We start from the raw sequence: 24,004 nt of genomic DNA, 5'->3' as shown, positions 1-24,004 counted from the left end.
CGGTCGCGGCGAGGCGTGTCGGCCGAACCGCCACGCCGCGCGTCAGCCCCGGCGGCACCGGTCAGCAGCGGAGGTTCCGCAGGGTCACGTCGTGGCGTACGTCGTCACCAGGTACGGCTACCTTCTGGCGCTGAACCGAACTCGGCCCGCCACCGGCCCGGGTCGGCGGCGTCCTCGCGAAGGCGCTCGATGCGCACCGGCCGCAGGTCTCCGGTCGCGAACGCGTCGATCTCGGCCCGGCTCAGCGGCCACGGCGGACCCTGGTCACGGTCGGCCACACGGTCGGCCACGCGGTCGTCCTCGGAGTCCCGGGCGACCGCGATCACCAGCAGCGTCCCGCCCGGCGCGACCAGCGGGCCGATCCGGGCGATGGCGTCCGCGCGCGGCGGGTCGGGCAGTGCCTGGACGTTCATGCTCTCCACCACCAGGTCGTACGCACCCACCCAGTCGGCCGGCAGGTCCAGCAGGTCGGCGGTGACGTAGCCGACCGGCGAGGCCGGATGCCGTCGCCGGGCCTCCTCGACCGCTGTCGCGGACACGTCGAACGCCACGGTGTCGTACCCCAGTCGCGCGACGAACTCCGCGTCCCGCCCGAAGCCGCAGCCCACCACCAGCGCACGCCGGCCCGCGCCCGCCAGGCCCCGCTCGTGCGCCCAGGCCGCCAGCAGCGGATGCGGAGTGCCGCGGTCCCACGGGATCGCGGGCTTCTCGCCCGGCTCGGAACCGCCGGCGCTCGCCGTCTCGGCATACAACCGCTCGAACCAGCCGATCGGGTCGTCCGCGGTGAGCGACTCCGCGGCCAGCCGGCGTACGCGGTCCACGGGGAGCTCAGGCATCGGCGTTGTCGGCGACCGCCGCGGGCTCGAGGACCACGACCGGAATCCTCCGGCGCGTGCGGGTCTGGTAGTTGGCGTATCCCTTGTAGGAGTTGACGATCCGCGGCCACAGCGCCGCGCGCTCCTCCTCGCTCGCGGTCCGCGCGCGCATCGTGCGGGTGGTGCCGAGACCGGTCACCCGGACGACCGGGTGCGCGCGCAGGTTGAGATACCACGCCGGGTCGCGGTCGTCGCCGCCGAACGACGCCACCAGGACCAGCCGGTCGCCGTCGACGACGGGGACGGCCAGGATCGTGGAGCGTTCCTGGCCGGAGCGGCGCCCGACTGTGATCAGGTCGACGACCGGCATGCCGAGCGTCCTGCCGAGGACCCGCCCCTTCGTGGCGCGGAAGACGGCCCGGTGGACGCCTGTCGCCAACCGGAACAGGGTGTCCTTGGCCGCCGTACGGTTCTTCATCGCGACGCCTTTCTCACGGGTGGTCGGACGGAAGAACGACCGTGGTCACAACGGTGTTCCGCCTCCGGAGATCGGCTCGCCCGGGGATCGGTCACTTCGGTCCGTACTGCACCACCATCGCGCGGACGAGCTTCTCGGCGTCGTTGATCGGGATGGCGAAGCCGACGCCGATGGAGCTGCCCTTGGTTCCCTCGAAGACGGCGGAGGTGATGCCGATCACGGTCTCGCTCTGGTCGACGAGCGGGCCACCGGAGTTGCCCGGACTGAGGGCGGCGTCGGTCTGGATCGCGCGGTAGGTGACCGGTGGGCCCTGGCCGGCGAGGCCCAGGCTCGGCCCGGCCACCTGCACCAGCCGGTCCAGCGCACTGACGATGCCGAAGCTCGCGGTGCCCTGCAGGCCCGACGGCGCGCCCATCGCGATCACCGGATCGCCGACGGCCAGCCGGTCGGAGTTTCCCAGCGGTGCCGGGACGAGGCCGCTGGCGTTGGTGATCCGGATGACCGCGAGGTCGGCCTTCGGGTCCGCGCCGATCAGCGTAGCCGGTTGGACGGGGCCGCCCGTGGCGGCGGTGCCGGTCTGCACGGTGATCCGGCCGGCTGGGGACGCGCCGGAGATGACGTGGAAGTTCGTCAGGACCAGGCCGTTGGACGTGAGGATGATTCCGCTGCCGATGCCGTGGCCGCCGAGAGAGGACGTACGCACCTCCACCACGGCCGGGCTGATCCGGTCCACGATCCGCGGCAATCCCTCTGCCAGCGCGACCGGCCGGCCCGTCGGCTCGGGAGGTCCGCCGGCAAACCTGGAGAAGGCGGCCGCGCCCACGGCCCCGCCGACGACGCTGCCGAGCGCGGCCGCCAGGACGAGAAGGACGGCGAGGTGTCCTCGGACCCAGGTGCGGAGCGTGGGGGGCACCCGGCCCCGATCGGTCCGCGGCCGCGGACCGACGTCCCCGTCACCGCGTGCGGAGGTGCCCTCCCGGCCGGGTCCACCGGGCGGGGTGGTTTCCGCAGCTCTCGGCCTGCGTGCCTCCGGAACCCACAGTTCGCGGCGATTGTCCGGCGGGCGCTCACTTCGGGGAGTGTCGGCAGGGCGTGCGGACGGCTTGCCACGCCACCTCCACACCCTGCCAGTATCCCCGCCTGATCCTGAGATCCGGTGTGCCGCTCGCGTGGCGGTTTCCCACCACGTGGCCGCCACCGACGGGCATCGATGCCGCCACCGGTCCACTGCTGCGCCGCGCGAGGACCATCGGCCCTTGGTAACCGGACCCGGCGCCGGACAGGGTGCAGTCAGCACCCGAGATGGCTGTGCCGATGGGCGGGAGCCGAGCCCCGGCACGCACTCCGGACCGGAAAGTGAGGCGGCCATGCACGCGACAGTGGGCGACCGGATCATCGTGCAGGCGGAGGTGATCGACCGGCCCAACCGGCTGGGCACGGTATGCGAGGTGCTGGGTACCGAGAACGCCGAGCACTATCGAGTGGACTGGGACGACGGGCACGAGTCCCTCCTCTATCCCGGCCCGGACACCCGCGTGCTGCCCCGGCAGCGAGCCGGAGAGGAACCTGCGGCGAGGGCACCGGAACCGGCCGCCGGTCCGGTGCGGCCCGACGATCCGGTCGAACGCATCATGGGCGCGCCGGCCGCCGGCGTCGACGCACACGACTCGCTGCGCGTCACCGCCGTGTCCCTCGCCGACGCCGCGGTCGGTGCGCTGGTGGTGATGGACCAGGGCTCGCCCTTGGGGATGATCTCCGAACGCGACGTCGTGCACGCCCTGGCCGCCGACGGCGACCCGGACGAGGTACAGGCGCACAACCTGGTCGGCGCCACCACGATGTGGGCCAGCCCCACCGACAGCGTCCGCCGGGTGGCCGAGCTGATGCGCGACGGCGAAGTACGCCACGTTCCGCTGCGCACGGAGGACGCGGTCGTCGGTGTGGTCTCGATCCGCGACGTGCTCCGCGTCCTACTGGACTTCGCGGGCGAGACTCACCGGTTCGGCTGAGACGCCGGGCCTTCCGCGCTCGGCGAGACCAGGCACCGCGACCGATAGGCGGTCGGGCTCAGGCCGGACAGCGCGCGGAACCTGCGGGCGAAGTAGTTCGGGTCCGGCCAGCCGACGGCCGCACCGACCTGAGCCACCCGCAGCGTCGTACCCGCCAGCAGCACCGAGGCGCGTTCGATCCGCAGCCGGGCCAGGTCGCTGATCGGCGGTTGGCCCAGGTGCTGACGGAACAGCCGGGGCAGGTACGCCGGATCCAGGTTGACCAGTCCGGCCAGCCGCTCGACCGTCCAGGGGTACTCGGGCTCGTTGTCCAGGGCCCGCACGACCGCCTCCACCACGGGCGGGCGGGGCTCCGGTGCCGGCCGGACCGGTGCTGCCGTACCCACCAGATGGCCGAGTACGGTCAGCAGCCTGGCCATGAGCAACACGCGGTTGACATCGCCGCGCAACGCCTCGGTCAGCCGGCCGATCTCGGCGAACGCTAGCATGGCCGCTTCCGGCGCGACGCGGGTGCTCAGCACACCCTTGCGTCCGGCCGCCGCGGGCGCGGTCCACAGGAGTTCGCGGAGTTCGGGCACGACGTGCAGGAAGCTCAGGTCGGCCACCCGGTCCGACGTACCGACGCAGCAGTTGGCGACCTGTAGCTCGCGGCAGTCGGTGAAGCCGTGCCGGCGTCCCGGTGGCTTCCACCGACCCGAAGGTCGCGGCGGAGAGCTTCCTCAGCCTGATGGCGATTCCCGGGATCGGCTACTACTTCCCGAACGCTCCCGGCGACGCGCTCAGGGCGCAGCAGTTGGTGGAGGAGATGTAGAAGGCCTTCGCGCAGGACCCCACCGCGGGCATCGACTCCGCGACGTACTTCACCAAGGGGGATGCGCTGTCGGCACTGGTGCAGGACTACACCAACGGCATCATCACCGGGCGCCGCCCGATCAGCGCGCTGGCGGAGATGCGCAAACGGTGGCGTTCCGGAGGCGGCGACCAGATCAGGTCTGAACTGGAGAAGGGCCTGGCCGCCGAGAAGGCCGCACGGAAGGGGAACTCGTGAGTTACCCGTTACGGACCAGGGAGGAGTACGACCGGCTGCGGGCACGCAGCCGGGACGCGGACTTCGCCCAGGCCTGGACGCACCTGCTGGCCCGGGCGGACGAGGCCGTCAAGGCGGGCTTGCGGCCGGCGGAGACCGGCGCCGGCTGGGGGCACGCGTACTACTGCCCGGACCACGTCGTGGTGCTGGACTTCGACCCCGTGCGCCCGCACGGGCACCGCTGCCCGGTGGACGGTGCCACCTGGCGGGGCGAGTCGTTCGACGGCGGCTGGCGTTCGGTGCTGAACGGCCACATCCTGGGCGGCCTCACCACGAGTGCGCTGGTGTGGCAGGCGACCGGACAGGACCGCTACCGCGACCACGTGGCCGACCTGCTGCTGGACTACGCGAGCCGCTACCCGAAGCTGCCACCGCACGGACAGCACGTCGGCCTCGGCCGGGTCACCGGTCAGTCGCTGGAGGAGGCGGTGTGGGGCATCGGGGTCGCCTACGCCTACGACGGCGTACGCGAGTCCCTCGACGCCGCCGACCGGCAGCGGATCGAGACCGACCTGCTGCACAACATCGGCACCCACGTCACCGAGAACCTCCTGCACAAGATCCACAACATCGAGTGCTGGCACCTCGCCGCACTGACCACGCTCGGTGTGCAGCTGGGTGAGCAGTCCTTCCTGGACACGGCGTTCGCCCATCCGCACGGGCTGACCGAGCAACTGCGGGAAGGCATCCTCGACGACGGTTGGTGGGCGGAGGGCTCGCCGTCGTACCACTTCTACATGCTATCGGCCGTCCTGTCGTCCGCGCTCGCGCTGCGCCATGTCGACCCGGGCTTTCTCGACTCGCCGAGGCTGCGCTCGACGTTCGAGGCCCCGCTCACCATGCTGCGCTCCGACCTGAGCCTGCCGGCGCTGAACGACGGCTGGATCAGTATCGCGCTGCCGCTCGGTGTCGGCGGGTACGCCGCGCACTACGAGCAGGCGTACGGGCTGTGGAACGACCCGGCGGACGCGGCGTTCCTGCGCACGGCCTACGTCCGCGGCGTGCCCCGACTGTCGGAGGCGTCGCTGCTGATGGGACCGGACCTGCGTGCCACGGACGCCGGGGCGTCCGTGGGAATCTGGCCACCTCGGCCGGGGCGGGCGGTGCATCCGGCCAGCGGATACGCGGTGCTGTCAGACGGTACGGGTCGCGGCGAGCGCAGCCTGCTCGTCAAGTACGGCTTGCACGGCGGCGGGCACGGGCACCCGGACAAGCTGATGCTGGACCTGCACGCGTTCGGCGTCCGGCTGGCGCCCGATCCCGGGTCGCCCGCGTACAACTCGCCGCTGCAGGGGCCGTGGTTCCGGCAGACGCTCGCGCACAACACCGTGGTGATCGGTGAGGTGTCGCAGCCGGAGGCGCAGGGCCGGTTGCTCGCCCACGTCGCGCCGGACGCGGGTCGGCCAGGTGTGGTGGACGTCGCGGTGTCCTGGCCGCTCGACCCGGACGCCGACCGGGGGCCGCAGGGTTCGTGGCTGCGCGAACCCCGGCGGGTGCACGTTCCCGCCTACGCGGGCGTGTCGATCCGGAGGTGCGTTCTGTGGAAGACCGCGCCGGACGGCTACTTCGTTGACGTCGTGCTGGTCACGACGGCCGGTGAGGAACCGGTCGACCTGGCCTGGCACCACCGGGGCGCGCTGGTCGCGCCGGACCCCGCCGCCCTCACCGCCGACGTCGACATGCCGGCGTGGCCGCCGAGTGGCGAGGCGTACCACTTCCTGGAGGACGTACGCCGACTGCCGGCCGAGCATGGTGGGACGGCGGTGTGGGAGCTGGCGTGGGAGGTGGACGGCGCCGGCACCCGGATGTGGGGGCTGGACCCCGACGGGTCGGCCGCGCTGGTGGCGACCTCGCCGTCGAATCCGCCGGCCGAACGCCAGGCGACCCTGCTGCGCCGGTCGCGCGGACCGCGGGTGAGCTTCGCGGCGGTGGTGGAGCCGGTCGACGGCTCGGTCGGGCCCGACGGGAACGCCGGCGCCGTGCGCTCGGTCTCCTGGCGTACGAACGAACTCGCGGCCGGCGGCCCGTTGCGTCTCGACGTCGCCCTGGCCGGCGGCGTGGACAGGTGGTCGGTGTCCCTCGGTGGCGGCTCCACCACCGACGCGGCGCCCGGCCCGGTGGTGGAACAGCACACCGACGCCGACGAGACGACGTACACCTGCGTTCTCCCCCACCCCTGGTGACGTTCGGCGACGGCGGAATCCGGACGTCCGGAACCGGCCTGGGGCCCGGCGGGGCGGCCCGCGCTCGCCCTAACGTGAGCGCGAACTGATTGGGGTCGCATGAGCAGTGAGCAGGCACAGCACCCGTCCCGGTTCAGCCGCCGGGCCTTCCTCCATGGTTCCGCCGTCGCCGCGGGCGCGGCGATGCTGGCCGCGTGCTCGGGTGGCGACGCCACCCCGGCCGCGAACGGCGGGCCCACCAAGTCCGCGGCCACCGGCAGCGGGTCGAGAACCAAGGCGCTGCCGAAGCCCGCGAAGTTCACCGAGTCACCGCTGCTGGCCAAGCAGGTGAAGGCGGGATCGCTGCCGAAGGTGAGCGAACGGCTCCCGGCGAACCCGTACGTCCTGCCGCACAACTGGCTGCGGCGTGGGAAGTACGGCGGCAATCTGCGCCTCATGGTGGACGACACCGCCAGCAGCGTGGTCAAGGAGTACATGTACGGCCACTCCCCGCTGCGCTGGCTGAACGACGCCATGGACGTGGGGCCGGGACTGGCGGAGAGCTGGGACACCAACGCCGACCAGACCGAGTGGACCCTGCACCTGCGCAAGGGACTGCGCTGGTCCGACGGCGAACCGTGCACGGCTGCCGACATCATGTTCTGGTGGAAGGACATGGTGGTCGACGAGCGGCATCCGGAGGTGGCGCCGGCCGAGCTGATCGCGGCCGACCACAAGGTCGCGGAGTTGTCCGCGCCGGACGACCTTACGATCACGATCAAGTTCAGCACCTCCGCGCCGCTCACCGCCGCGTACATCGCCAACTGGGTGAAGAACGGCAACGGCCCGACGTGGATCGTGCCCAAGCACTACCTGGTGAAGTACCACCCCGCCTACACCGGCGGACTCGGCGAGAAGTGGGTCGACACCTTCGAGTCCAAGCGGAACTTCGGGATCAACCCCGACTGCCCGACGATGACCGGGTGGCGGTTGAAGACCTACCACGAGGGCCGCACCATGGTGTGGGAGCGCAACCCGTACTACTGGTGCGTGACCCCCGACGGTGACCAGCTTCCCTACGTCGACACGCTGACGTTCACCGCGGTGAAGGATCCTCAGGTCAGCAAGCTGAGAGTGCAGAACGGCGACGCCGACTACGTGCACGGCACGTTCGCGAACATCTCCCTCGCGGACGTGTCCGGCCTGAAGCAGGCCGCGAAGAAGAGCAAGCTGAACGTCCTTCTCTGGGACAGCGGCTCCGGCTGCGGCTCGCTGTTCTTCTTCAACCTCAACTACAAGGACCCGGCGATCCGCAAGGTGCTGAACGAGCCGAAGTTCCGGCAGGCGCTCTCCCTCGGTGTGGACCGGGCCGAGGTGCAGAAGGCGGTGTTCTTCAACACCGGCTACAAGACCACCGGCACCTACAGCCTGAAGGCCGCGGACTGCCTGGCCGATCCCACCGGCAAGAAGACGTTCGAGACCTGGCGGGACGCCCACGTCGCCCACGACGTGGAGAAGGCCAAGAAGCTGCTGGACGAGATCGGTGTCGTGGACAAGGACGGCGACGGAGTACGCGAACTACCCGACGGCGGGCGCTTCCGGCTGCGGCTGGACCAGGCCGCGGACGTCACCGGAGACGGCGACAAGATGGGCGCCCTGCTGCAGAAGTACTGGAAGGCACTCGGGCTGGACGTCATGCGCAACCCCGTCCCGCCGGCGCAGTGGAGCGTGAAGTGGCAGGCCGGTGAGCTGATGGCCTACACCGCCTGGATGAATCCCGCGATGCCGGTGCACGAGTGCCTGGTCAGCCCGGAACTGCTGGTCCCGGTGGGCAACGGGCTGAGCGCGGCCTTCTGGGGGCCGCTGTGGGCGAACTTCGACATGATCCGCAACACCCCGGAGGAGAAGAAGGTCGCGAACGTCGACCCGTGGAAACGCAACCCACCCAGCGAGAAGCCGCCGGCGGACCACCCGGTCAGCCGGCTGTGGAAGATCTACGACAAGGCACGGGTGGAGACCGACGCGCTGAAGCGGTACGCGGGTGTCTGGGAAATGATCAAGATCCACATTTCCGAGGGGCCGTTCTACATGGGTGTGGTCGGCAACTACCCGTGCGTGGAGCTCGCCCACCAGGATCTCGGCAACGTGCCCGCGCGGGAGAACCTCAAGCTGAACGGCCTGATCGCGCCGTGGCAGCACCCCACGCCCGCGGCGTACGACCCGGAGGCCTTCTACTGGAACAACCCCGCCGAGCACACCTGATCCGGAGGGCGGCGCGCTCCGTGCCGCGGTGGCAGACTACGACGATGAGGTCGTTCGCTCTCCCCTCGCTGCCGCTGGCACTGCCGAGCCCTCCGGCCGGTGCGGCATGAGCGGCGACGTCCGCCCGGACCGCGCGGTCGCGGCGTTCGACTCCGCGTCGGCGATGCTGCGTGCGACCACCAGGGCACTGCAGGGAAAGGACTTCCCCCACCTGGGGCAGGGCATCGCCCGGTCGCTGCCGGTGCGGCTGTCCCGCCTGCTGCCGACCGAGCCGCGGCGGCGGGCGTACGCACTGAGCGGGGCGGCAGAGGCTGTTCGCCCGAACCGGCTAGGTGACGTCGACCTGGACGCGATCGCGCGCTGGGTGGTGGAGCAGTACCCACGTCACCCACGCCGCCGGTATCCCGGTGTCGTGATCGGGTCGTCCAACGGCGCGGCCGTGCACCTCTACGCCGCGGCCGGCCTGGCCTGGCTGCCGCAGACCGCGCTGTTGCCCGTGCGCTGGGCCGGCAACGATCCCGACGATCCGCACAGCGCGATGGAGTTCGGCCGGGAGGTGGCCGAGCCGCTGCTCGACCGAAACCCCAACGCCGTCCTGCACCACATGCACGACGGCAACCAGGACCGGCTGATGGTCGCCGGCATGACGTACTTCCGGTTGAAGTGGACGAAGCTTCCCCCTGCCTACGTCGAGTTCCTGGCCGAGTGCCTGGAGCCGGGCGCCCCGGTGATCACGTTGGAGGACACCTCCACCTGGCCGACGACGACGGTGGCGGAGCGGCACGTCTTCCAGACCGGGGCGCAAGGTGGGCTTGACGCCGCGGACTACCTGAACGGATCACCTCGGGTGACCGCCTTCCTGCGCGAGCAGGGTTCACCGCGCAGCCGCTTCGCCGCACCCGAGCCCGACGGCCGTAGCCCGGAGGCGGAGTGGGGGTTCGAACCGGCCCTCGGGGAGGACGTGGCCGACTGGGCCGAGCGCCACGGCCGCGCACACGTACGAGTCCGGATCCCCTCACCGCAGGCGCTTTCCGGGCCGGTAGCGAGGTTGTTCCGGCGCCGGATCAGGGCGGCCGGTGGCGCCGGTGACCGGATGCTGGTCGAGTCGTTCGTCATGCTCGACCCGGTGCAGGCCGAGCGGTCCGCGTCGGTGCCGTACTGGACGTTCTTCGGGGTCGAGCGCGCGCGTCACGACGTCCTCCGCCACCTCGCCGCTGCCGCCGCCGCGGGAGACCCTTACACCGACGTCGACGTGCTGCTCTTCCCGCACGGCGTCGCCTCGGCCGGAGCGACGCCGCCGCGGACCTGGGCCGACCTCGGCCGGCACGTCACCGGCACGGTGCGCCTGTCCGCGTCGACCGTTGCCCGTTGGCCCGCGCACTTCGACGACCTCGCCGACTACGGCCCGATGCTGGCGGCGCTGCCCGCACCCGAACGCGGCGTGCCCTCGTCGCGACTCATCGTGCGGGCGTTGCTCGACGGTCTGGCCGGCGAAGGTGTCGAGGTGTCCGAGCCGAACTGACCAGGACACGCCCTGGCCTGTCCAGCCGGGGTTGACTGGCCTGTTCCGGCCACGCGTGCGTGTGATCGCGGGAACGCGGGGTACGTCCCCGACGGAAGTGACGTACGGAGATCGGAGTTTCCGATGCCACAGAAGGCTTGGGGTTCCAAACGCGAGCGTCAGTACGAACACGTCAAGGAGTCCACCAAGGACCGCGGTGCCAGTGAGGGCCGGGCCAAGGAGATCGCCGCCCGCACGGTGAACAAGAACCGCGCGCAGTCCGGCGAGTCGGACCAGGCCAGTCCGGAGTCCGTCAAGGACGAGTCGCCGCAGCAGCGCGGTGGTCAGCGTTCCGGCAACCGGACCGGCCCCCAGGGCCGGACCAAGCAGGAGCTGTACGGCGAGGCCCGTCGGCGCAACATCAAGGGCCGCTCCAGCATGAGCAAGTCCGAGCTGGAGAAGGCGGTCGGCAGGGACTGAGCGGCGAGACCCGTCACCGCGAATACGTCCGGGCCGGTGGGGTAGGACCCACCCACGGTCCGAGCACGATCTGTGCACGATCACGAGACGCGCGGTCGTTGTCCCACCCGAGGTGGGCGACCTGGTGCCTGCACTGTCCGCCGGCCACTGATCGACCGGACCGGCCGGACACCGACCGACAAGCGACCAGCGGGGAAGCATGGTGGAATGGCGAAGCGGACCAACCACCGCGCAAAATAACGAGAATCTCGGGGAGAGGAAACACACATGGCGGATGTCGTCGACCTGATCATGGCAGACCATCGCGAGGTCGAGCGGTTGTTCGACGTCCTGCAGAACGAACCTGACAAGCGGGCATTGACACTGCCCGAGCTGTCGGCTCTGTTCGTGGCGCACTCCCGGGCCGAGGAGGCCGAGGTCTACCCCGTGGCACGCGGCGAGGCCGGGGAGACCGACGAGGTGGCGCACAGCCAGGAAGAGCACGCCCAGGCCGAGGAGCTCCTCGCCCAACTGAAGGCCACCGACCCGCACGACCCGAGCTTCGAGACGAAGCTGAACGAGTTCGTCGAGGCGGTGCAGCACCACGTGGACGAGGAGGAGAGCCAGGTTCTTCCCGGCCTCCGCGACCGACTCGACGACGCGCGTCGTGAGGAACTCGGCAACGCGTTCGCGGCGAGCCGGGAGAAGCACATCGGCGAGCAGCCAGGCCAGGAGACCAAGCAGGAGTTGCTCGTCCAGGCGCGCAACGCCGGCATCCAAGGTGCGGCGGGCATGTCCAAGGAAGAGCTGGCCCAGGCCCTGAAGTCGCAGTAGGCGCAGACGGACGCGGGTGCCGGATTCCGGTGCCCGCGTCAACGTCCTGCCATCCACATCGACGAACTTCGAAGACATCGACGAAGGAGACACCAGATGCGCCTGGGCTATTTCCTGTCCTGCGAGGAGTTCACCCCGGCGGAGCTGGTGGCGCAGGCCAAGCTCGCCGAGCGAGCCGGCTTCGAGGCGTTGTGGATCTCCGACCACTACCACCCGTGGAACGACGAGCAGGGGCAGAGTGCGTTCGTCTGGTCGATGATCGGCGCGATCTCCCAGGTGTGCAGCCTGCCGATCACCACCGCCGTGACCTGCCCGACGATCCGCATCCATCCCGCGGTCGTCGCCCAGGCGGCGGCCACCAGTCAGGTGCTGCTGGACGGCAGGTTCGCCCTCGGTGTGGGCAGCGGTGAGGCGCTGAACGAGCACATCCTCGGCGACCCGTGGCCCGCCACCAGCACGCGCCTCGACATGCTCGAGGAGTCCATCGAGGTGATGCGGAAGCTGTTCACCGGCAAGGTGGTCAACCACGACGGGCCGCACTACACCGTCGAGCATGCCCGCGAGGTGTACGTCAACCAGATCGGCCCGGACCAGGAGGCGTTCTTCGGCTTCTACGCCGAGAAGGTCCTGCCGCGGCTGCGTGGCCGCTGACCCCTTGCGCGCCGAGAGCAGCCACCGGACTGCCCGCAAGCTGAAGTATCCGGACCGGATCAACGCCACGTGGACCGAGCGGGTACTCGGCCGAGATGAGCACGGCGAGTGGTCCGTGCTCCCGGCCGGTTCCCCGGTCCGACGGGCCAGCGGCACCATCCTTCGCTACGCGACCGACCAGGTGTTCTGCTACCCGTACGACCGTTGGTGGGTGGCGCGGATGGGTGCCCCACCGGTCGGTTTCCGTGCCTACCGCGCGGACGGATCGGTGCGGACCTTTGACGACGTGGAGCCGGAGCGGGCGGACATCTCCACGCCCGCGGAGATGTCGGCCGACGGCATCTCGTTCGTCGACCTGACCCTCGACGTCGTCCGCGACCGCCACGGCGTGGTGACCGTCCTCGACGAGGACGAGGTGGCCGAGGAGGTCGCGCGATACGCGATCCCGGCCGGGCACGTGCAGGCCGCGCAGCGGTCGTGTGCCGACGTGGCGGCGCTGATGCGGGCCGGCGCCCCGCCGTTCGACGGTTCGGCGACCCGCTGGCTGGCGGTCGCGGCCGACCTCTCGCTCAGGTGAGTGACCGGATGTCGGGTGGTACGTCGACCGCGTGCCTGCGCAGCGTCTCCAGCGGAATGACCTGCGTGGCCTGAGCATTCGTCGCCTCCAGTACGACCGGCGGCGCGACGCCCGCCTCCAGCGCCTGCAGCCAGCGCGCGGCCACCACGCACCAGCGGTCACCGGGACGAAGACCGGGAAAGTGGAACTCCGGCCTCGGTGTGGACAGGTCGTTGCCGAGTTCGCGTTGCTGGGCGAGGAACTCCTTGGTGACCACCGCGCACACCGTGTGGCTGCCGAGATCGTCCGGCCCCGTGCTGCACGTGCCGTCCCGGTAGAAGCCGGTCACCGGGTCGGTCCCACAGGGGAGAAGCTCGCCGCCGAGCGCGTTGCGGTCGTCGTTCATCCGGCACAGCCTGCCACGTCACCGTCGAGGACACGCGTCACGACTGTCCGGAAAAGCCGGCTCACTTCCGTTGACGAACATTCGCGTACAGGTGTAGTCCAGTAACCCGAAATGATCAAGGGCCTACCCGGGGTGGGCGGTGGGCTGTCGCGCACGAACGGAAGGTTGTCCTTGCGAAGGTTCCGCTGGCAGGAGTGCGCGTTGGTGTTCCAGGGTGCGCGTACCCTCACGAACTCTCCGGCGGGATGCGGCAACGGGTCCTGCGGCGCCAGCGCAAACCCCTCGATCGAGGGACGAGTGCGCCTCGGCCGAGGGATGGCCGGCCACGTCGCATCCGCGAACGTGATGGGATGACGACACCCGCCAGCTGGAACCAGGTTGGGACCTGTGACGACGTTGCACGGCGACCAGCGCCCCGATGGGCCAAGAAGCTGGCACACGCGATTCCCTTGCTGGTACTCCCCTCCGGCCTTTGGCGACTGGCGGTGGCGTTCGGGTTTCCCATGGGCCAGCTGGACGCCTCTGGCCACCTCTGGGTCTCGCACGGGTGGAGCTCGGTCTACATCGCTCTGATCAGTCTGCTGTCGGAGGTCGTCGCGCTCACCGCGTTCGGACTTGTCCAGCCGTTGGGGAACGAGATTCCGTTATGGGTACCGCACTTCGGTGGTCGAAAGGTTCACGCGAAGGTCGTGTTCTTCGTCGCCGCGCTCGGATCGATGGCACTCGTGTTGATCTGGACACTGGGCTTCTGGAGGGTCTGGACAGGTCATGGTCCGGGCAGCATGGAGAGCGGACCATGGACGGCCGTCTTCACCGCCTGCTACGCCCCGTTGAACCTCTGGGGCCCATCGCTCCTGGTACTGGCATGGGCCTATCGACGCCGCGCGGCGTCATCCTTCGTCAAAGCGTCGTGGGGCAGCGGCCGGGTGAAGAAGAGCGCGATCTCCCGCGGTCCGCTGGGCGGGTCACCGTAGAGCTCGAGATCGAGGCCGCAGAGTTCGAATCCCAGTGCCTTGTAGGCGCGGACCCCGGGCACGTTCAGGTGGGAGGTCTCCAGCCACAGGCAGTGCCCCTGCTCGCGAATCAGCGGATCCTCGTCGATGTGGTCCAGCAGTGCGCGTGCAACGCCTCGGCCGCGGTGGGCGGCGTCGACGTAGAGGTGATAGAGCTCGACCCGGTGGTTCCACCGGGAGAAGCGGGCGGCGGCGAAACCGACCACCGTCGCCGGCGAACTGTCGTCGTTGGTCTCGGCGACCCAGGCCGCGTCCCACTGCCCGTGGTCGGTCTGCTGGTCGAGGTCGAGCGGGAAGACCTTCGTGAGCGGTTCGGTGCGGACCTCGGTGAGTTCGAAGCCGTCGGCTGTGCGGGAAACCTGCATGGCCTCGTCGGTGACGAACGAACGGTCGATCGCCCCGACCGCGTCCGAGTCGGTGGCCTTGTCGAATGGCCGCACCGTCACCGCAGTGATCATCGTCGCCCACCCTTCCTCGCCGAGACGCCGAGCCACTCGGCGTGCGGCGTATCGTGCCAGGACACACCGGGACGAACCTACGGGGGCGGAGCGATGGGTGAGTCGACGGCGTGGCGGCGGGTAGCGGCGACGGCACTCGACTATGCCGTGATCCTCGGGTACGTCGGCATCCTCGTTGGGATCGGGTTCACCGCCCGGGTACTTGGCTTCGCTCCGGAGATATCCGGCGTCAGCGGCCGGGTGCTCGCACAACTTGCGGCGAGCCTGCTGCTGAGTGTGCCGGTGACGTCGTGGCTGGCGGTGCAGGAGGCCCGGCACGGCGCCACGGTCGGCAAGCGACTGCTCGCGGTGGAGGTACGCCGCACGTCGGGCGGCCGCGTCGGATTCGCTCGCGCGGCAGCGCGCAACTGTCTCAAGGTGCTACTGCCATGGGAACTCGCGCACACGGCAATCTGGGACCTGACGCTTCGGATTGGGTCGCCGGTCGTCGACGCGGTGTTGCTCGGTGCTGTGTACGTCCTTGCCGCGACCTATGTGGTCGGCGTGTTCCGGAGTTCGGGGCGCACGCCCTACGACCGGCTGGCAGGGACGACGGTGGGCCGCTATCGCTCCCGCGCAAGGTGAGGTTGACGCGGATTCGGCTTGGGGCCACTCATCCGGTGGCGCAGTCGGCGGCCCGGCGCAGGAGCAAGGAAGTCGACGTATCCACGACCGCCTGCCCTGGCCTTCAGGCAGGTCGAGGTTGACGCAGATTCTCCTTGTGGACAAGCGGTTTCCGGCGAGAGTTAGCCGATCTTGTCGGGTAGAATCGAACGCGTGAGCGACGGCGGTGTGGGCTTCGGCGACGACCACCTGGGTGGGGACCCGGGTGGTCGTGGGGTGCTGCCTGCCGGTTTCGCGGATTTGCCGGGTGGTCCGGAGTTGGCGGCCGCGATCGCCTCGGTGGACCTGGCCGCGTGTAACGGGTGGGAGTTGGAGGAGTACGTCAAGGGGACGCGGCGGATGGTTTGCTGGGCGGAGTCGGCCAGCCTGACGGGAGTGAACGAGCTGACCTATGCCGCCGACGGTATGCCCGGCGACCCGGCGGAGCGTAACGTCGAGCCGGACCCGATGACGTCGGTGGTGCTGGAGCCGTTGCTGGGGTGGACCGGTTACCGGGCGGCTCAGTACGTGGGGATGGCCGCCACCGTGTCCCGGCTCCCACGGGTGGGTGAGGCATTGGCGTCTGGGCGGTTGGAGCTCAATGAGGTCCGCATCATCATCGACCGGATCACCGACGCCAAACTGGACCTGTGGGGTGTGATCGAGGACGCCCTCTTCCCCAAGGTGCTCGAACTGCGTGGCGGACTACTTCGGGCGAAGGTGGAGGCGGAGGTGGTCAGGGCCGACCCCGAAGCCGCCGCCAAACGACACCGTGCCGCCCGCACCGGGCGCAACGTCGCGATCTGGCCCGCCGTCGACGGAGTCGCCGACCTCGCCGTCCGAGGACTGTCCGCCGATCAAGCGGCGGAGGCGTACGGCTACATCGACGCCATCGCCCGCGCGGTGAAGTCCTCCGGTGATTCCCGCAAGCTCAGCCAACTGCGCGCCGACGTGGCCTACTCCCTGCTCGCCGGTGCCGCCGACATCGTTGACTGCTCCGCCCCCACAGCGACCGACGACCACGCTGAGCCAGGTCAGGCGCAAGCAGAAACTGCACATGACGAGCCTGGGCGGGAGCAGTCTGCGCGGGACGGCTCTGAGCAGGGCGAGGCCGAGCCGGACGAGTCTGGGCAGTGGGCCGCGGAGAACGAGACGCCGCAGGAACACACCGACCCCGAGCAGGCGGACCCCGAGCAGGTCGACGGTCAGCAGTCGGCGGACGAGCAGGGCGGGCAGGGGCACTGTGGTGTTCACCGGTTCCCCGACCACGATCTGCACGACAGTTGGTGTGAGTGTGGCGACTGTTCTCCCGTGCCGGTTCCCAGCTGCACGGTGTGCGGCGGGCCCGCGGTGACCGGCGTCCCGGTCCACGACACCGCAGCTCACCTTGCCGCCGACCGCAGCTCGGCCGGGGAGACCGCGACGGAGTGCGACGTAGCCGGGAAGAACGTTGCCGGAAGCAGCGCAACCGGTGAGAGCGCCGCTTCCACGAACGGGCCTTCGGCTGCGGGGCAGATCCCGCGCCAGAACCGCCCTCCGGATGAAACGGCCGACCCGCCGGGTCCACCTGATCCACCCGACCCGCCACCGGACAACTCGACACCACCACCACCACCACCACCACCACCACCACCACCACCACCACCACCGCCGCCGTGGTCTTCCACGCAGCCGAGCTGGGGGCCGATACGAACGTGCGCCAAGATTCAGCTGAACATCCCGCTGACCACGCTGATGGGGCTGTCTGCCCGGCCAGGTGAGCTCGGCGGGTTCGGACCCGTCATCACCGAGGTGGCCGAGCGGTTGGTGGCGAACAACCTCACCAACCCCGAAGGCAGATTCAGCGTCGGGGTCACCCATCCGGTCACGGGGCGCCTACTCCACTTGCATCCGATACCGGCAAGGTTCCTGCGCGGACTCCAAGCAGAGCTGGTGGCTGCCCGCGACCAGCGGTGCGTGTGGACCACGTGCCGCAGACCCGCCGCCACCTGCCACCTGGACCACAACACCGAGTACGCCGACGGCGGGGAAACCGGTGTGGACAACATCGCACCCCTGTGCCCACGCCACCACAAGGCCAAAACCGAACGCGACTGGAAACTGAAGCAGACCGGGCCCGGCGAACACACCCTCACCGACCCCTTCGGCCGCAGCTACAGCAGCCGGGCACCATCGCTCACCGAGCCCGTGGTGCCGGTCGAACCCGCGACGGCTACCGCCGGTACGAGGACGGCCGAGGATGACCTGCCACCGTTCTGAGGACAGCCGCGTCCGACGAGAGCAGCCGCGCCCGGCTCAGCCGGCGGAACAGTCGGCGGCGCGGCGCAGAAGCAAGGAACGCTCACGTTCGTTGCGGGTAAGGGAAGCCGCGCGCTCGAACTCCGCCCGCGCCTCCGCCCGCCGGTCCAGCTTCACCAGCAGGTCCCCGCGTACCGACGGCAACAGGTGGTACTCCGCCAGCGCACCTTCGGCGACCAGCACGTCCACCAGGGCGAGCCCCTCAGCCGGTCCCCGGGCCATCCCCACCGCGACCGCCCGGTTGAGTTCGACCACCGGCGAGGAGACCATCGCGGCGAGTACGCCGTACAGTCCGGCGATCCGGGTCCAGTCGGTCTCCTCCGGCGTACGGGCGCGCGCGTGACAGGCGGCGATCGCGGCCTGGACGACATACGGTCCGGCGGGTTGGTCCAGCGAGTCGGCTCGTTCCAGTGCGGCCAGCCCCCGCCGGATGAGCAGCTGGTCCCAGCGCCCGCGGTCCTGGTCGAGCAGCAGCACCGGTTGCCCGGACGCGTCCACCCGCGCGTTCGCCCGCGACGCCTGGATCTCCATCAGCGCGACCAGTCCGTGCACTTCGGCCTCGTCCGGTGCGAGCTCGGCCAGGATCCGCCCCAACCGCAACGCCTCGTCGCACAGCGCCGGCCGCAGCCAGTCGTCGCCGGCGGTCGCCGCGTACCCCTCGTTGAAGATCAGGTAGATCACCTCGAGCACCGACGACAGCCGGGCCGCGCGGTCGGCTCCCTCGGGGATCTCAAAGGGCACACCGGACTGCGCGAGGGTGCGTTTCGCGCGCACGATGCGCTGGGCGATCGTGGGTTCCGGTACGAGGAAGGCGCGGGCGATCTCGTCCGTACGCAGGCCGCCGACCACCCGCAACGTCATCGCCAGCCGGGCATCGGTGGACAGCACCGGGTGGCAGGCGACGAAGATCAGCCGGAGCAGGTCGTCCTCGATGTGATCGTCGAGCGCTGCGGCCACCTCGGCCGCGTGGTCGCCCTGCTCGACGTCGAGGTCGCGGGCGATCTCGACGTACTTCTGGTCGCGGCGTTCCTCCCGCCGCAGCCGGTCGATGCCGCGCCGCTTGGCGATCGTCATCAGCCACGCGGCCGGCTTGGGCGGAACCCCCTCGGTGGGCCACTGCTCCAAAGCGGCGACGAGCGCCTCCTGGGCGAGTTCCTCGGCCAGGCCCACGTCGCGCACGATCCGGGCCAGCCCGGCGATCAGTTTCGCGGACTCCATCCGCCAGACCGTCTCGATCGCCCGATGGACGTCCGTCCGATCGCCGGCGAGCTGGGATTCTGCCCTCACGGCCCCATCAGACCATGCCCGCCGCCGGATGCCGGGGCGGGCGCGGGGGGGGCGCGAGCGGCCGCGACCGAACGTCACCGGTCGATCGCGAGCCCGCCCCCCGGCCCAACCCGTCGAACTACTGCTGTTGGGCGGTCTGTGCACGCACGCGCTCGGCCCGCTCCCGGGCTTCGGGGGTGTACGCCTCACCGAAGTCGTCGGCCTCGAACACCGGGCGGATCTCGATCTCGGAGTCGCTGAGCATCGGGTTGGGGCACCTCTTCACCCACTCGACCGCCTCGTCCATCGAGCGCACCTGCCACAGCCAGTAGCCGGCGACGAGTTCCTTCGTCTCGGCGAACGGCCCGTCGATCACCGACCGCTCCTTACCGGAGAAGCGCACCCGGACACCCCTGGAGCTCGGGTGCAACCCGTCGCCGGCGAGCATGATCCCGGCCTTGACGAGCTCCTCGTTGTACTTCCCCATCTCGGTCAGCAACTGTTCCTCCGGCATCACGCCGGCCTCGGAGTCGTCGGTCGCCTTGACCAGAACCATCACCCGCATGTCGATCTCCCTCTGTCTGATTGGGGCTTCGGGGCACCTTCCAACCACACTTCGAACGGCCGGGCACCGGTTCGACACGGTGCCCGAACCTTTTTCTCGGACTTCTTCGCCGGACGCGCCGGTGGAACGCGCCGGTGGAACGCGCCGAGGAGACAGTGGTGGATATTTAAGTCTGGCCTTATGGTCGGGGCTTCGGCTCGTACGACCAACAGGAGCGTTCATGACCGACACGCATGCCGACCTCGGCCGGGTGGTCCCGAAGGCGATGGCGAGGGAGCGGGAGTACGCCTGGAGTTCCGCAGGACCTACCCGGACCCGATCGAGGAGGTGTGGGCGGCCGTCACCGAGTCCGATCGCTCGGCCCGCTGGATCGGCACCTGGACCGGACGTCGGGGCGTCGGGTCGACCGTGGAGTTCACGATGACCGGCGAGGACGGCGCGGGGCCGGAGCCGGTGCAGATCCTGGAGTGCGAGCCGCCGCGACGGCTGGTGGTCGACTGGTCCGTCCCCGGGCAGCCCCGGTGGCGGGTCGAGGTCACGCTCAGCCCGGAGGGCATCGACGAGAACACCGGCGGCACCGGCGAGAACACCGGCGAGAACACCGGCACCAGCCTGCTCTTCGTCCATCGGCTGGCGTCGGCCGGCGACGTGACCGACGTGGCCGCCGGCTGGCACTACTACCTCGACCGGCTGGCTGCGGCGCTGGCGGACCGCCCGGGACCCGAGTGCGACGACGTCGTGGCAGGGCTCACCGAGTTGTACGCGCGGTAGGGGAAGACCTAGGGTGTCGCCTCCCCCGTAAACCAATTGCCGCGCGGCGGTCCGCCTCGTAGCGTCGAGGCGGTCATGTCTACTTCCCCCTCCCCCCGTCGTGTCGTCCTGCGCCTGCTCTGGCCCGGGCGGCGGGCGGCGCTCGCCCTGGCCGTGGTGATCCTGGTCGCCACCGTGTTGCCGCTGCTGGCGCCGCAGCTCACCCGCAGGTTCGTCGACGACGCGATCGCCGGTGCGGGCACGGGCCAGCTCACGTTCCTCGCGGTGGGATACCTCGGGCTCGCGGTGTTCGGCCAGCTGGCCCGGATGCTGACCGCCTGGCTGGCCAGCCGGCTCGCCTGGGACGGCACCAACCGGCTGCGCGAACGCCTCGCCGAGCACGCCCTAGGCCTGGACATGGCCTACCACGGCAAGCGCACCCCGGGCGAGATGATCGAGCGCGTCGACGGTGACGTGGTGGCGCTGGCCGACTTCGTGGTGGCGTTCCTGCTCGACGTCGTCGCCAGCCTGCTGCTCCTGGTCGGCGTGCTGGTCGTGGTGCTCAACGTCGACCTGCGCATCGGCGCCGTCCTGCTGGCGTACTGCGTCCTCATCGGCTGGTTCATGGTGCGCGCCCAGCGCGTCGCGGTGCCCGCGATGACCCGCGTACGCGAGAAGTTCGCCGCGTTGTTCGGCGCCCTGGAGGAGCGGCTGGCCGGGGCCGAGGACATCCGGGCCAACGGCGCGGGGGAGCACGTGGTGAGGAGGTTCCACCGCACCAGCGCCGACGTCTACCGCGCCGAACTGCGCGCCGAACGCGTCGGCGGCGGGCTGTTCGCCCTCACCAACCTCGCGTTCGCCGCCGGGACCGCGCTCGTGCTGGGGCTCGCCGCCTGGGTGCAGCAGTCGGGCACGCTGACCGTGGGAACGGCCGTGCTGTTGTTCCAGTACACCCAGATGGTGCGGGCGCCGTTCGAGCGGATCATCGACCAGCTGCAGCAGTACCAGAAGGCGCTCGCGGGCGTGGCCCGGATCGGCGGACTGCTCGCGGAGGAACGCACCCTGCCCGAACCCGCCGACCCCACGCCGCTGCCCGCGACCGGGCCGCTGCGGCTGGAGCTGTCCGGCGTGCACTTCGCCTACGCCGACGACGACGAGCCGGTGCTTACCGATGTCAACATCGAGTTGTCACCGGGGGAGACACTCGGCCTGGTGGGGCGTACGGGCAGCGGGAAGACCACGATCGCCCGGATGGTGCTGCGGCTGTACGACCCGACCCGGGGAAGCGTCCGGCTCGGCGGGGTCGACCTGCGCGACACCGACCTCGCCTCGGTGCATCGCCGGATCTGCGTGGTCACCCAGGACGTCCAGCTGTTCGCCGCCAGCGTGCGCGACAACCTGATGATGTTCCGCCAGGGCGCCGACGACGACCTGCTGCGGGAGGTGGTCGCCGAGGTCGGGCTGGGCGACTGGCTGGCGTCCCTGCCCGACGGCCTGGACACCGTGCTCGGCTCCCAGGGCGGTGGGGTGTCCGCCGGCGAGGCGCAGCTGCTGGCCTTCGCCCGGGCGTTCCTGTCCGACCCGGGGCTGGTCGTGCTGGACGAGGCGTCCAGCCGGCTCGACCCGGCGACCGAGCACCACATCGAGGGCGCGATCGACCGGCTGCTGACCGACCGTACGGCCGTACTGATCGCCCACCGGTTGTCCTCCCTCGCCCGGGTGGACAAGATCGCCGTCGTCGACGACGGCCGGGTGGTGGAGTACGGCCGGCGCGAGGCGCTGGCCGCGGACCCCGACAGCAGGTTCGCGCACCTGCTGGCCGCCGCGGGCCTGACCGTGCCGGGACCTGGCAGGCCGGACCGGCCCGAGCACGAAGTGATGAGTGGAGTACGCCGATGAGCACCCCGACCGAGACCACCACCGGGCCGCGGGCGACCCGGCCGCCGGTGAGCTGGCGGTCCGGCGTGCTCCTCGTCATGCGCCGGCTGGTGGGGTTCGACCTGCGCCGCTACGTCGTGGGCGGCCTGCTGTGGTCGCTGTTCTTCGTCGTACCGCTGCTCACCGGGCTGATCCTCAAGGGGCTGTTCGACCAGATCAGCGGCCACAGCGCCGCCGGCCTGGACACCGCGCTGTGGCTGTGCGCGGCGTTCGTCGCGGCGGAGGCGGCACGTGGCGGGGTGTTCTGGTTCGCGGTGAACATCTGGCCGTACTGGTGGATCGGTGCGGGCACCATGCTGCGGTCGAACGCGCTCAGGTCGATCCTCACCGCGCGCGGCCCGGCCGCGAGCCGGCTGCCGCACTCCTCCGGTGAGGCCGTGTCGCGCTTCCGCGACGACGTCGAGGACCTCGTGATCGCCACGGACAACGGCGTCGACCTGATCGGTGCGGTGCTGTTCGGCATCGGGGCGTTCGCCATCATGACCTCGATCGACCCGGTGATCACCGTGGTCCTGGTGCTACCGCTGACAGTCGTGGTGGTCCTCATCCGGGTGCTGAGCGAGGTGATCCGGCGCATCCACGCCCGGGCACGCGAGCTCGGTGCGGCGGTGACGGCGTTCGTGGGCGAGACGTTCGCGGGCGTACTCGCGATCAAGACCGCCGGTGCGGAGAACGCCGTCCTGGACCGGCTGCGGGCGCACAACCGGCGCCGACGTCAGGCCGCCGTCAAGGACCGGTTGGCGATGGACATGCTGGACACGGTCACCGGTGCGACCGTCGAGGTGAGCATCGGCCTGGTGCTGCTGCTGGCCGCACCGGCGATGCGGCGCGGCGACTTCACCGTCGGCGACCTGGCGTTGTTCACCAGCTACGTCGGCTGGCTGACCATGCTGCCGCGCATCCTCGGCCGGATGCTCTACCGCATCCCCCAGGGCGCGGTCGCCACCGAGCGGCTCACCCGGCTGATGGCCGACCACGAGACCGCCGACGACCTGGCCCGGCACAGTCAGGTGTGGTTCGACGAAGAGCCCCCGCCGGTGCTCACCGAGGTGCCGGACCGGGCCGGGGCAGGTGACCGGCTGCGCTCCCTGGAGGTACGCGGGCTGACCGTACGCCACCACGACGGCGCCGGCGGGATCAGTGATGTCGACCTGCGGGTCGAACGCGGATCCTTCACCGTCGTCACCGGCGCCGTCGGCGCGGGCAAGACGACGCTGGTGCGGGCGCTGCTCGGTCTGCTGCCGGCCACCTCCGGCATGGTGCGCTGGAACGACGAACAGGTGGACGACCCGGGCACGTTCCTGGTGCCCGGGCGGGTCGCCTACGCCGGACAGGTGCCGCGGCTGTTCTCGGACTCACTACAGGAGAACCTCCTGCTGGGCTGGCCCGCCGACGCCGAGACCCTCGCCGGCGCGATGCGGCTGGCCGCGCTGGAGCGCGACCTCGCCGAGATGCCCGAAGGGCTGGAGACGGTGGTCGGACCGCGCGGCGTCCGGCTGTCCGGCGGCCAGGTGCAGCGGGCGACCGCGGCCCGGGCTCTCGTACGCAATCCCGACCTGCTGGTGGTCGACGACCTGTCGTCCGCGCTGGACGTGGAGACCGAGCATCTGCTGTGGGACCGGATCGCCGACGCCGCCAAGGAAGGACGCGGGCCGGAGACGGTACTGGTGGTGTCCCACCGAAAGGCGGCGCTGCAACGCGCCGACCAGGTGGTGGTGCTCGACCGCGGCCGGGTCGTCGGGAGCGGACCGCTGCCGCACCTGCTGGAAACCTGCCCGGAGATGCGCCGGCTGTGGGCGGAGGAGCTGGTGGTGGAGGCCGAGGAGGACCCGGACACCGCGACCGTGTGAGCGC

The 24,004-nt window shown here is 70.6% G+C and carries 23 protein-coding genes; 15 read left to right on the top strand and 8 right to left on the bottom strand.

Going from position 1 to position 24,004, the window contains the following annotated elements; genetic code table 11:
• Window positions 1–104: 104 nt before the first annotated feature.
• From ABZV93_RS23785 to ABZV93_RS23775, 3 genes are all read right to left on the bottom strand, one after another.
• Window positions 105–836: a class I SAM-dependent methyltransferase gene (locus tag ABZV93_RS23785; RefSeq protein WP_354939778.1), complete on the bottom strand. Its 732-nt coding sequence runs from the start codon at window positions 834–836 to the stop codon at window positions 105–107.
• Window positions 829–1,293: a nitroreductase/quinone reductase family protein gene (locus tag ABZV93_RS23780; RefSeq protein ID WP_354939776.1), complete on the bottom strand. Its 465-nt coding sequence runs from the start codon at window positions 1,291–1,293 to the stop codon at window positions 829–831. The genes ABZV93_RS23785 and ABZV93_RS23780 overlap by 8 nt, the downstream gene beginning before the upstream one ends.
• Window positions 1,294–1,384: 91 nt before the next feature.
• On the bottom strand, window positions 1,385–2,206 hold the full coding sequence (locus ABZV93_RS23775) for a trypsin-like peptidase domain-containing protein (protein ID WP_354939774.1): 822 nt from the start codon (window positions 2,204–2,206) through the stop codon (window positions 1,385–1,387).
• 454 nt (window positions 2,207–2,660) lie between these two features.
• Here ABZV93_RS23775 and ABZV93_RS23770 point away from each other — a divergent pair, with 454 nt between their 5' ends.
• Entirely contained in the window at window positions 2,661–3,302 is a 642-nt protein-coding gene (locus ABZV93_RS23770) for a DUF1918 domain-containing protein (RefSeq protein WP_354939772.1), read from the top strand.
• On the opposite strand, the gene ABZV93_RS23765 is transcribed toward ABZV93_RS23770, so the two are convergent.
• Window positions 3,287–3,907 carry a helix-turn-helix transcriptional regulator gene (locus ABZV93_RS23765; protein WP_354939770.1) on the bottom strand — a complete coding sequence of 207 codons (621 nt, stop codon included), beginning with the start codon at window positions 3,905–3,907 and terminating at the stop codon, window positions 3,287–3,289. The two genes, ABZV93_RS23770 and ABZV93_RS23765, sit on opposite strands and share 16 nt — an antisense overlap.
• 74 nt (window positions 3,908–3,981) lie before the next feature.
• Here ABZV93_RS23765 and ABZV93_RS23760 point away from each other — a divergent pair, with 74 nt between their 5' ends.
• The 9 genes from ABZV93_RS23760 (at window position 3,982) to ABZV93_RS23720 (ending at window position 12,835) form a co-directional block, all read left to right on the top strand.
• The gene (locus ABZV93_RS23760; RefSeq protein WP_354939768.1) at window positions 3,982–4,113 is read left to right on the top strand and encodes a hypothetical protein; all 132 of its coding nucleotides are present in this window, start codon (window positions 3,982–3,984) and stop codon (window positions 4,111–4,113) included.
• Window positions 4,114–4,191: 78 nt separating this feature from the next.
• The gene (locus ABZV93_RS23755) at window positions 4,192–4,350 is read left to right on the top strand and encodes a hypothetical protein (RefSeq protein WP_354939767.1); all 159 of its coding nucleotides are present in this window, start codon (window positions 4,192–4,194) and stop codon (window positions 4,348–4,350) included.
• The gene (locus ABZV93_RS23750) at window positions 4,347–6,572 is read left to right on the top strand and encodes a heparinase II/III family protein (RefSeq protein WP_354939765.1); all 2,226 of its coding nucleotides are present in this window, start codon (window positions 4,347–4,349) and stop codon (window positions 6,570–6,572) included. The genes ABZV93_RS23755 and ABZV93_RS23750 overlap by 4 nt, the downstream gene beginning before the upstream one ends.
• Before the next feature lie 99 nt (window positions 6,573–6,671).
• Window positions 6,672–8,813, top strand: coding sequence for an ABC transporter substrate-binding protein (locus tag ABZV93_RS23745; protein ID WP_354939763.1), 2,142 nt, complete (start codon window positions 6,672–6,674; stop codon window positions 8,811–8,813).
• Between the two features lie 106 nt (window positions 8,814–8,919).
• Window positions 8,920–10,335: a hypothetical protein gene (locus ABZV93_RS23740; RefSeq protein ID WP_354939761.1), complete on the top strand. Its 1,416-nt coding sequence runs from the start codon at window positions 8,920–8,922 to the stop codon at window positions 10,333–10,335.
• 123 nt (window positions 10,336–10,458) lie between these two features.
• Window positions 10,459–10,794 carry a plasmid stabilization protein gene (locus ABZV93_RS23735; protein ID WP_354939759.1) on the top strand — a complete coding sequence of 112 codons (336 nt, stop codon included), beginning with the start codon at window positions 10,459–10,461 and terminating at the stop codon, window positions 10,792–10,794.
• A gap of 267 nt (window positions 10,795–11,061) precedes the next feature.
• Window positions 11,062–11,607, top strand: a complete 546-nt coding sequence (locus ABZV93_RS23730; RefSeq protein WP_354939757.1) for a hemerythrin domain-containing protein — start codon at window positions 11,062–11,064, stop codon at window positions 11,605–11,607.
• A gap of 96 nt (window positions 11,608–11,703) precedes the next feature.
• The gene (locus ABZV93_RS23725; RefSeq protein ID WP_354939755.1) at window positions 11,704–12,258 is read left to right on the top strand and encodes a TIGR03557 family F420-dependent LLM class oxidoreductase; all 555 of its coding nucleotides are present in this window, start codon (window positions 11,704–11,706) and stop codon (window positions 12,256–12,258) included.
• The gene (locus ABZV93_RS23720) at window positions 12,248–12,835 is read left to right on the top strand and encodes a DUF402 domain-containing protein (protein ID WP_354939753.1); all 588 of its coding nucleotides are present in this window, start codon (window positions 12,248–12,250) and stop codon (window positions 12,833–12,835) included. The genes ABZV93_RS23725 and ABZV93_RS23720 overlap by 11 nt, the downstream gene beginning before the upstream one ends.
• On the opposite strand, the gene ABZV93_RS23715 is transcribed toward ABZV93_RS23720, so the two are convergent.
• Together ABZV93_RS23715 and ABZV93_RS23710 are read right to left on the bottom strand one after the other, a co-directional pair.
• The gene (locus ABZV93_RS23715) at window positions 12,828–13,220 is read right to left on the bottom strand and encodes a DUF2237 domain-containing protein (protein WP_354939751.1); all 393 of its coding nucleotides are present in this window, start codon (window positions 13,218–13,220) and stop codon (window positions 12,828–12,830) included. The two genes, ABZV93_RS23720 and ABZV93_RS23715, sit on opposite strands and share 8 nt — an antisense overlap.
• An 871-nt stretch (window positions 13,221–14,091) precedes the next feature.
• A complete protein-coding gene (locus ABZV93_RS23710; protein ID WP_354939750.1) occupies window positions 14,092–14,691 on the bottom strand; it encodes a GNAT family N-acetyltransferase in 600 nt (199 codons plus the stop codon).
• Window positions 14,692–14,784: 93 nt separating this feature from the next.
• Between ABZV93_RS23710 and ABZV93_RS23705 the strand changes: the two genes are divergently transcribed.
• Both ABZV93_RS23705 and ABZV93_RS23700 read left to right on the top strand, forming a co-directional pair.
• Window positions 14,785–15,315, top strand: a complete 531-nt coding sequence (locus tag ABZV93_RS23705) for an RDD family protein (protein WP_354939748.1) — start codon at window positions 14,785–14,787, stop codon at window positions 15,313–15,315.
• A gap of 192 nt (window positions 15,316–15,507) precedes the next feature.
• A complete protein-coding gene (locus ABZV93_RS23700; RefSeq protein WP_354939746.1) occupies window positions 15,508–17,592 on the top strand; it encodes a DUF222 domain-containing protein in 2,085 nt (694 codons plus the stop codon).
• A 36-nt stretch (window positions 17,593–17,628) separates the two neighbouring features.
• Here the strand turns inward: ABZV93_RS23700 and ABZV93_RS23695 are convergent, their stop codons facing one another.
• Both ABZV93_RS23695 and ABZV93_RS23690 read right to left on the bottom strand, forming a co-directional pair.
• Entirely contained in the window at window positions 17,629–18,849 is a 1,221-nt protein-coding gene (locus ABZV93_RS23695) for an RNA polymerase sigma factor (RefSeq protein ID WP_354939998.1), read from the bottom strand.
• A gap of 187 nt (window positions 18,850–19,036) precedes the next feature.
• A complete protein-coding gene (locus ABZV93_RS23690) occupies window positions 19,037–19,462 on the bottom strand; it encodes a YciI family protein (RefSeq protein ID WP_354939744.1) in 426 nt (141 codons plus the stop codon).
• A gap of 180 nt (window positions 19,463–19,642) precedes the next feature.
• Between ABZV93_RS23690 and ABZV93_RS23685 the strand changes: the two genes are divergently transcribed.
• From ABZV93_RS23685 to ABZV93_RS23675, 3 genes are all read left to right on the top strand, one after another.
• Entirely contained in the window at window positions 19,643–20,233 is a 591-nt protein-coding gene (locus ABZV93_RS23685; protein WP_354939742.1) for an SRPBCC family protein, read from the top strand.
• A gap of 75 nt (window positions 20,234–20,308) precedes the next feature.
• On the top strand, window positions 20,309–22,111 hold the full coding sequence (locus ABZV93_RS23680; protein ID WP_354939740.1) for an ABC transporter ATP-binding protein: 1,803 nt from the start codon (window positions 20,309–20,311) through the stop codon (window positions 22,109–22,111).
• Window positions 22,108–24,000, top strand: a complete 1,893-nt coding sequence (locus tag ABZV93_RS23675) for an ABC transporter ATP-binding protein (RefSeq protein ID WP_354939738.1) — start codon at window positions 22,108–22,110, stop codon at window positions 23,998–24,000. Before ABZV93_RS23680 ends, ABZV93_RS23675 begins: the two co-directional genes overlap by 4 nt.
• Window positions 24,001–24,004 lie beyond the last annotated feature (4 nt).

It is taken from the genome of Actinopolymorpha sp. NPDC004070 (genome assembly GCF_040610475.1).
Lineage (GTDB): Bacteria > Actinomycetota > Actinomycetes > Propionibacteriales > Actinopolymorphaceae > Actinopolymorpha.
This window is presented reverse-complemented; position numbering and strand designations above follow the sequence as displayed.